At 74.6% G+C, this 8,547-nt stretch carries 7 protein-coding genes; 5 read left to right on the forward strand and 2 right to left on the reverse strand.

Going from position 1 to position 8,547, the window contains the following annotated elements; genetic code table 11:
- Positions 1 to 14: 14 nt before the first annotated feature.
- Together fes and fhuB are read right to left on the reverse strand one after the other, a co-directional pair.
- Entirely contained in the window at positions 15 to 1,232 is a 1,218-nt protein-coding gene (fes, locus tag ACZ53K_RS32590) for an enterochelin esterase (RefSeq protein WP_468843774.1), read from the reverse strand.
- Positions 1,233 to 1,283: 51 nt separating this feature from the next.
- Positions 1,284 to 3,623 (reverse strand): Fe(3+)-hydroxamate ABC transporter permease FhuB, encoded by a 2,340-nt coding sequence (gene fhuB / locus ACZ53K_RS32595; protein ID WP_468843775.1) that lies wholly within the window; start codon positions 3,621 to 3,623, stop codon positions 1,284 to 1,286.
- 109 nt (positions 3,624 to 3,732) lie between these two features.
- Between fhuB and ACZ53K_RS32600 the strand changes: the two genes are divergently transcribed.
- From ACZ53K_RS32600 to ACZ53K_RS32620, 5 genes are all read left to right on the forward strand, one after another.
- On the forward strand, positions 3,733 to 4,521 hold the full coding sequence (locus ACZ53K_RS32600) for a 2,3-dihydro-2,3-dihydroxybenzoate dehydrogenase (RefSeq protein WP_468843777.1): 789 nt from the start codon (positions 3,733 to 3,735) through the stop codon (positions 4,519 to 4,521).
- 140 nt (positions 4,522 to 4,661) lie between these two features.
- A complete protein-coding gene (dhbC, locus tag ACZ53K_RS32605; RefSeq protein ID WP_468843779.1) occupies positions 4,662 to 5,867 on the forward strand; it encodes an isochorismate synthase DhbC in 1,206 nt (401 codons plus the stop codon).
- Positions 5,864 to 7,525 carry a (2,3-dihydroxybenzoyl)adenylate synthase gene (locus ACZ53K_RS32610; RefSeq protein ID WP_468843781.1) on the forward strand — a complete coding sequence of 554 codons (1,662 nt, stop codon included), beginning with the start codon at positions 5,864 to 5,866 and terminating at the stop codon, positions 7,523 to 7,525. Before dhbC ends, ACZ53K_RS32610 begins: the two co-directional genes overlap by 4 nt.
- 52 nt (positions 7,526 to 7,577) lie before the next feature.
- Positions 7,578 to 8,210, forward strand: a complete 633-nt coding sequence (locus ACZ53K_RS32615) for an isochorismatase family protein (protein WP_468843783.1) — start codon at positions 7,578 to 7,580, stop codon at positions 8,208 to 8,210.
- 5 nt (positions 8,211 to 8,215) lie between these two features.
- Positions 8,216 to 8,446 (forward strand): phosphopantetheine-binding protein, encoded by a 231-nt coding sequence (locus tag ACZ53K_RS32620; RefSeq protein ID WP_468843785.1) that lies wholly within the window; start codon positions 8,216 to 8,218, stop codon positions 8,444 to 8,446.
- Positions 8,447 to 8,547: the final 101 nt, after the last annotated feature.

Below are 8,547 nucleotides of genomic sequence, written 5' to 3' on the forward strand. Positions count from 1 at the left end.
GCGTCGGCGAGGAGTCAGCTGCCGGACAGCAGCGCCCCCAGCCCGGTCGCCAGGCCACCGCGCCAGCAGGCGTAATCGTGGCCGCCGTTGAACTCCTCGTACGCCACGTCGTAGCCGCGCGCCCGCAGGACGTTGCGCAGGCGGCGGTTCTCCGCGAGCAGCATCCACTCCTGGAGGCCGACCTCCAGCCGCAGCCGGACCGGGCGGCGTTCGGCGGTGGCGTACTGGCGGGTCAGCCACTCGGTGCCGCGCTCGTCGTCCGGCCACCAGAAGGAGCCGGACTGCGAGAGCGCCAGCCCGAACCGGTCCGGCCGGCGGAAGGCGGCGTACGCCGCGGTCAGCCCGCCCGCGCTCTGCCCCGCCACGACCGTGCGCTCCGGGTGCGGATCGGTCCCGTACGCGGCGTCCGCCCACGGCAGCAGCGTGTCCGCCAGCCAGTCGACGAACTCCCCGTTGCAGCTGAGGTCCTCCATCCGCCGCCCCATCGTGTCCACGAGCAGCGCGACGGTGGGCGGTACGGAGGCGTCGGCGTGCAGATTGTCGAACAGGTCGCCGGCGCCGAGGACCGGGCCCCACATCTCGCCGTCCAGCAGCACGGCCACGGCGTACGGGCCGCCGTCGGCGCGGTGGCCGGGCGGCAGGTGCACCGTGACGTTCCTGCCGTCCACCTCGGTGCTCACGGACGTGCCGCGTGCCACGCCGGGCCTGCGTCCGGTGCACGGCTGCGCCGGCGCGCCGGGCAGCTCCATGACGGAGGCGGGGTGGCGGCCGTCCCGGGACGGCAGGACGGGTGCGGTGCTCAACGGGTCGGGTACGGCGCTGTCCAGGACCTTCAGCCACGCCGCCCGGTCCGTACGCAGCAGCTCCTCACGCGGCCCGGTGCCGGGGAGGAACTGGTAGGAGGCGCGGTGGTCGGCCCGCAGCCGGTGGCTGAGGGCCCAGACCGCGGTGCCCTCGATACGGGTCATCAGGTGCGGCGTCAGGTCGCCCGCGTGCCGGTCCCGGTCGGTGACGGTGTGCAGGAGCGCCAGCACGCCCGTGGCCGGGGACGCCGGGTCGTCCCGCCACACGAAGGTGACCAGGACGTGGCCGGGGACGCCGTCCGGGTCCGGTTCCACGAGGGGCGTACCGGCCGCCGCGGCGTGGCGCCAGAACTCCTCCTCGGCGCTGGGCCGCCCGGCCCGCACCTCGGCGGCCAGCCCGCACAGCAGGGGACTTCGGACAGCGGTCACTTGCGTACTCCTTCCGGGAGCGTCGTCAGCACGGCGCGTTCGTCGCGTTCGTCAGACACGGGTTGCCGCCGAGCGGCCCAGCAGCACCCACAGCAGGAAGGGCCCGCCCAGCACGGTCGTCACGACGCCCACCGGCACCTCCGTGCCCGCGAAAACGATCCGCCCGATCGTGTCGGCCGCCACCACCAGGAGCGCACCCGTCAGCATCGTGCCGACCAGCGGCACCCGCAGCGGCCCCGCCAGCCGCGACGCGATGACCGGCGACGCCAGCGCCACGAACCCGACCGGCCCGCAGATCCCGACGGCAAGGCCCGCCAGCGCCACCGCCAGCAGCAGGCACACCGCGCGGGTCCGGCCCGGAGCGGAGCCCAGTGAGGAGGCGGTGGCATCGTCGAAGCGCAGCACGCCCAGGTGGCGGGCGACCGCGAGGCTCAGCGGCACCAGCACGGCCAGGCCGATGAGGACGGGTACGGCGACGGCGTAGCTGCGCCCGTTGAGGCTGCCCGAGGTCCACACGTACAGCGAACTCGCCGAGTTGAGCGAGCGCCGGGAGAGCGCGACCTGGGTGGCGGCGGAGGCCAGCGCGGACATCGCCAGGCCCACGACCAGCACGCGGTAGCCCCGCTGGCCGAGGCCGCCGGAGACGACCGTCACCACGACCGCCGCGACCAGCGCGCCCAGCGGACCCGCCCACCAGGCGCCGAACGTGCCGGTCGCGCTGAGCGTGACGGACAGCAGGACGGCGGCGGTGGCGCCGTCGTTGACGCCGAGCAGTTCGGGGGTGGCGAGCCGGTTGCGGGCCAGCGTCTGGGTGAGGCAGCCGGCCAGACCCAGCGCGGCGCCCGCCGCCAGCCCCGCCACGATCCGGCCGAGGCGGAACTTCTGCACCAGCAGGACGTCGAACCGGTCGCCCTGACCGAAGATGGCCTGGAAGGTGCGGGTCACGCCCATGTCGCTCTGCCCGGCGTACGCGGAGAGCACCACGGCCAGCAGGAGCAGCGCGGCCAGCAGCAGCGCCGCGAACGTGGCACGCCGGGCGACGAGGAAGGAGAGCGGGCCGCGGCGCAGCACGAACGTGTCGGCGGGGCGCACCCGGCCGGGCTTCGGCGCACGGCGCTCCGGGGTACGGCGCGTCAGGCGCTCCCGCAGCGCGCGCAGCACACCGCGCGCCGCCTTGCCCGAAGCGCGCTCCTCGGTGGCCGGTTCGGTCATGCCCATCGCGCTGAGCTGCCGGGACCGGACGATGCCGATGAGCACGGGCGCGCCGATCAGCGCCACGATGACGGAGACGGGCGCCTCGAACGGGCGGGAGACCACCCGGGCCGCCACATCCGCGAGGACCAGGACGGCGGCGCCGATCAGCCCGGCCAGCAGCAGCCGGGCGGCGAGCCGGGTCCCGGCGACCGCCCGGGCCAGGAAGCCCGCCAGCAGCCCGAGGAACGAGATGGGACCGGCCAGCGCCACCGCCGCAGCGGTCAGCAGCGTCACCCCGACCGCGACCACGGTACGGATCACCGGCGGCCGGTGGCCGAGGCTGCGGGCCAGGTCGTCGCCGAGCGCCAGCGCGGACAGCGGCCGGGCGACCAGCAGCGCCACCAGGAAGCCGACGACGAGGACGGGCGCGAGGCGGCCGAGTTCGCCGAAGCCTTCGACCCCGGCCAGCGAGCCGAGCACCCAGAACCGGAACCGGTCGTAGGTCTCGGCGGAGTTCACCACGATCACGCTGGTCAGCCCGCCGAAGGTGGCGCCCAGCGCGGACCCGGCCAGCACCAGCCGCATCGGCGAACCGCCGCCCCTGCGCCCCGCGATGAGCAGCACCAGGCCACTGGCCACGACCGCGCCCGCGAACGCGCACACGAGGTAGGCGTAGCCGCTGTCCAGGCCCAGCAGCGCGATACCCGCGACGACACCGAGCGAGGCCCCGGCGTTGACGCCGAGCAGGCCGGTCTCGGCGAGCGGGTTGCGGGTGACGGCCTGGAGCAGGCACCCGGCGACGCCGAGCGCGCCGCCGACGAGCAGGGCGGTGAGCGTACGGGGCAGCCGCAGGTCGCCGACGACGAGGGCGAGGCGCGGGTCGCTGCGCGCGCCGCCGCGGTCGAGCAGATAGTCCAGGACGCCGCTCGCGCCGACCTCGCCGGCGCCCACGCACAGGGATACGGCGGCCAGCACGAGGACGGCGGCGGCGAAGCCCGCCACGGCGAGCGCGACGGTGCGCCTCGTGGTGCCCGCGGGGCGCTCGCCGCCGGGGTCCGGCGCGGGCTGCCCAGAGGCAAAGCGCGGGTCATCCGCAGGGGGTCGGGCATCCTTTTCCGCCACCGCGCCCGGCAACGCGACGCCTTCGGTGCCGTGTTCGGAGGGCGGGGCGGCTATACCCGTACGCTGCTTTTGCATAAGGTGAGGCTAGCCTAACCATTACTGCAGCGTACGGGCGGAATGGCGGAGTGGCTGGGCACCTGTCCTATATTAGGTTAGGCTTGCCTAACAAATGGGGAGGTTGCTCATGCCTGAGCACATACCGGGCCGCGCCGAATTCACCGGCCGCATCGCGCTGGTGACCGGCGCCGGGCAGGGCATCGGCGCCGCGGTCGCCGCCGCCCTGGCGCGACAGGGCGCCCACGTCGTGGCCACCGACCGCACCGCACCCGCCAACCCGCCCGCCGAGGACGGCGTCGCGGGAACGGTCACCACCGCGGCCATGGACGTCACCGACCGCACCGCCGTCGACGCCACCGTCGAACGCGTCGAACGCGAACTCGGGCCGATCTCCATCCTGGTGAACGTGGCCGGCGTCCTGCGCCCCGGAGCCGCCGCCGAGCTGTCCGACGCGGACTGGGCCGACACCTTCGCCGTGAACACCACCGGCGTCTTCCACACGTCCCGCGCCGTCGCACCGCACATGGTCAAACGGGGCTCCGGAAGCATCGTCACCGTCGGCTCCAACGCCGCCGGCATCCCCCGTACCGGAATGGCCGCGTACGCCGCCTCCAAGGCCGCGGCGGCCATGTACACCAAATGCCTCGGGCTCGAACTCGCCCGCAGCGGTGTGCGCTGCAACATCGTCGCGCCCGGCTCCACCGACACCGCCATGCAACGCGCGCTGTGGACCGACGACGACGCACCCCGCCGCGTGATCGCCGGCGACCCGCAGACGTACCGCACCGGCATCCCCCTCGGCCGGATCGCCGACCCGTCCGACATCGCCGACGCGGTCGTCTTCCTCGCCTCCGACCGCGCCCGGCACATCACCATGCAGGAGCTGTACGTCGACGGCGGCGCCACCCTGCGGTGACCCGCGCCGCGCCCCGCCGCCCACCGGCCGCCGGACCCGCGCGCACCACCGCACACCCGCTCACCGAACGCCCCCTCCGCACCACCACCCGTATCAGTCATCCCCCGGAACCTCGCAGCCTTCCGAGAATTGGAGCTCCCGTGCCGACGGCACCCGAAGTCGCCACGCACGTCCCCCTCGCCGAGACGGCCCACCCCGCCGTAGGAGCAGCGACCTCACTCCTGGGCGCCTACACCCCCGGCGCCCGCTTCCTCGGCACGCCCACGCGCACCCTCCTCGCACAGGGCACCCACAGCGAAGTCCCGCACGACGAACGCCCCCTGCCGCAGCGCGTCGCCGCCACCCTCGGCGCCGCCCAGGCCGCCGGACACGGCGCGCCCCTGGTCGTCGGCGCCGTGCCCTTCGACCAGACGGCGCCCGCCGCGCTCACCGTGCCCGCCACCGTGCGGACCGCGCCGCCGCTCACCGCCGACCCGCTCATCGCACTGCCCGCCGACCCGCCCGCCGTGGCCCACTGGGACATCAGACCCGTACCGGCCCCCGAGGTCTACGGCGCCGGCGTGGCCGCCGCGGTCGAGCGCATGTGGCGCGGCGAGTTCAGCAAGGTCGTCCTCGCCCGCACCCTCGAACTGACCACCCCGGACGCGCTCGACATCCCCGCCATGCTCCAGCGCCTGGCCCGCCGCGACCCCTCCGGCTACACCTTCGCGCTGCCCACCGCGCCCGGCCGCACCCTCCTCGGCGCCAGCCCCGAACTGCTGGTCTCGCGGCGCGGCCAACGCGTCGTCGCCAACCCGCTGGCCGGCTCGATCCCCCGCAGCGACGACCTGGCCGAGGACGTCCGCCGGGCCGCCGCGCTCCTGGAGTCCGCCAAGGACCTGCACGAGCACGCCGTCGTCGTGGACGCCGTCCACCGGGCACTCGCCCCGTACTGCACCGACCTCGACGTCCCCGACCGGCCCACCCTGCTGCGCACCGCCACCATGTGGCACCTGTCCACCACCGTCACCGCCACCCTCGCCGCACCGGACACCTCCGCCCTGGAGCTGGCCTGCGCCCTGCACCCCACCCCGGCGGTCTGCGGTACCCCCACCGACACCGCCCGCCAGGTGATAGCCGACACCGAACCGTTCGACCGCGGCTTCTTCACCGGCATGATCGGCTGGGGCGACGCGTCCGGCGACGGCGAGTGGGTGGTGACCATCCGCTGCGCCGAGGCCGAGGAGCGCGCCCTGCGCCTGTACGCCGGAGCGGGCATCGTCGCCGCCTCCGAGCCCGCCGCCGAGACCGCCGAGACCGGCGCCAAGTTCCGTACCTTCCTGAGCGCCGTCGGAGCCGAGCTGTGACCGATCAGTACGCCTACGCCCACTCCCACGCGCCCGCCTGGCCCGCGGAGTTCGCCGAGCGCTACCGCGAAGCGGGCTGGTGGCGCGGCGAGACCTTCGGACGGATGCTGCGCGACCGGGCCGCCGCCCACCCGGACCGGGTCGCCGTCGTCGACCCGGCCGGCGAGGGCCGCCGCTGGACGTACGCGGAGCTGGACCGCCGCGCCACCCGGCTCGCCGCCGGATTCCACGCCCGCGGCATCGTCCGCGGCGACCGGGTCGTCGTCCAGCTGCCGAACGTCGCCGAGTTCTTCGAGGTGATCTTCGCGCTCTTCCGCCTCGGCGCCCTCCCGGTCTTCGCGCTGCCTGCGCACCGCGAGACCGAGATCCGCTACTTCTGCGAGTTCACCGGCGCCGCCGCCTACGTCATCGCCGCCGAACACGGCGGCTACGACTACCGCGCGCTGGCCGCGACGGTACGGGACGACGTCCCCGGCCTGCGCCACGTCTTCGTCACCGGCGGCGCCCCGGGCCCCTTCGAGGCCCTCGCGGACGTACCGGCCGACCCGCCCGCGGACACCGCGGCCTGGGACGAGCCCGCACCGGACGACCTCGCCTTCCTCCAGCTCTCCGGCGGCAGCACCGGCGTACCCAAGCTCATCCCGCGCACCCACGATGACTACATCTACTCCCTGTGGGGCTCCAACGAGCTGTGCGGCGTCGACGAGCACAGCGTCTACCTGTGCGCGCTGCCCGCCGCCCACAACTTCCCGCTCTCCTCGCCCGGCTCGCTCGGCGCCCTGTACGCGGGCGCCCGCGTCGTGCTGTGCCCGCAGCCCAACCCCGACGTGGCGTTCCCGCTCATCGAGCGCGAACGCGTCACCCTCACCGGCCTCGTCCCGCCGCTCGCACTCGTCTGGACGGAGGCCGCGCCCGCCACGTCGTACGATCTGAGCAGCCTGGACGTCCTGCTGGTCGGCGGCGCCAAGTTCAGCGAGGAGGCCGCCCGGCGGGTGCGCCCCGCCCTCGGCTGCACCCTCCAGCAGGTGTTCGGCATGGCCGAGGGCCTGGTGAACTACACCCGGCTGGACGACCCCGAGGAAATCATCGTCACCACCCAGGGCCGGCCCATCTCCCCGGACGACGAGATCCGCGTCGTCGACGACCAGGACAACGACCTGCCCGTGGGGGAGACCGGCCACCTGCTCACCCGCGGCCCGTACACCATCCGCGGCTACTGGAAGGCGCCCGAGCACAACGCCCGCTCCTTCACCGAAGACGGCTTCTACCGCACCGGCGACGTCGTCCGGCTCACCCCCACCGGCCACCTCGTGGTCGAGGGCCGCGCCAAGGACCAGATCAACCGCGGCGGCGAGAAGATCGCCGCCGAGGAGGTCGAGAACCACCTGCTCGCCCACCCCGCGGTGCACGACGCGAACGTGGTCGCCGAACCCGACCCGTACCTGGGCGAACGCACCCTCGCCTATGTCATCCTGCGCTCCGGCGCCGAACGGCCGACTCCCGTCGCCGTCAAGAAGTTCGTCCGCGCCCGCGGCCTCGCCGCCTACAAGGTGCCCGACCGCGTCGTGTTCGTGGACGCCTTCCCGCAGACCGGCGTCGGCAAGATCTCCAAGAAGGACCTCCGGACCGCCGCCACCGGCGGCACCGACCCGTCCTGACCACCGCCCCGCCCCGCCACCTCGCTCCGTCCTGAAGGGACCGCACCGCACCATGGCCCTGCCCGCCATCGCCCCCTACCCCATGCCGTCCGCCGGCGACCTGCCCGCGAACCGCGTGGACTGGAAGGCCGACCCGTCGCGCGCCGTCCTGCTCGTCCACGACCTGCAGAACTACTTCCTGTCGGCCTTCGACACCCAGGCGTCCCCCGCCACCGACCTGCTGCGCAACGTGGCCGCGCTGAAGAAGGAAGCCGCCCGCCTCGGCATCCCGGTCCTCTACACCGCGCAGCCCGGCGGCCAGACCCCCGCCGAACGCGGCCTCCAGCAGGACTTCTGGGGCCCGGGCCTGCCCGCCGACGAGCACGCGGCGGCCATCGCCGACGCGGTCGCCCCCGGCCCGGACGACACCGTGCTGACCAAGTGGAAGTACAGCGGCTTCGTCCGCACCGACCTCGAAGAGCGGCTGCGCGACCTCGGCCGCGACCAGCTCGTCATCACCGGCGTCTACGCCCACATCGGCGTCCTGATGACCGCCTGCGACGCGTGGATGCGCGACCTCCAGGCGTTCCTCGTCGCCGACGCGGTGGCCGACTTCTCCGCGGACGACCACGCGATGGCGTTGCGCTGGGCGGCCGGCAAGTGTGCCGTGGTCACCACCACCGCCACCGTCTTCGAAGGGAAGTGACCACCATGGCACTGACGCTCCAGCAGCTGCGTGACGACGTCGCCGACGTCCTCGGCGAGGACCCCGCCGACATCCCCGACGACGAGAACCTCGTCGATTACGGCCTCGACTCGGTCCGCCTGATGGCCCTGGCCGGCCGCTGGAACCGCGACCACGGCATCGAGGTCGCCGTCGCCGACCTGTCGGAGGAGCCCGCCCTGGAGAAGTGGGCGGTGCTGCTCGGCGCCACCGGCTGAGCCCCTCCCATACGGCAGCGGGGGGGGGGGGGGAAAAAACCACCCCCCCCCCCCCCCCCCCCCCCCCCCCTCCTCCCCCCCCCCCCCCCCCCCCCCCCCAA

The organism is Streptomyces sp. NPDC033221 (genome assembly GCF_055577005.1).

What these genes read in the sequence shown, in the direction of transcription:
- ACZ53K_RS32600 (WP_468843777.1), top strand. Translation starts at nt 3,733, where the DNA reads ATGCCTGAGCACATACCGGGCCGCGCCGAATTCACCGGCCGCATCGCG.
- fhuB (WP_468843775.1), bottom strand. Translation starts at nt 3,623, where the DNA reads ATGCAAAAGCAGCGTACGGGTATAGCCGCCCCGCCCTCCGAACACGGC.
- ACZ53K_RS32615 (WP_468843783.1), top strand. Translation starts at nt 7,578, where the DNA reads ATGGCCCTGCCCGCCATCGCCCCCTACCCCATGCCGTCCGCCGGCGAC.
- ACZ53K_RS32620 (WP_468843785.1), top strand. Translation starts at nt 8,216, where the DNA reads ATGGCACTGACGCTCCAGCAGCTGCGTGACGACGTCGCCGACGTCCTC.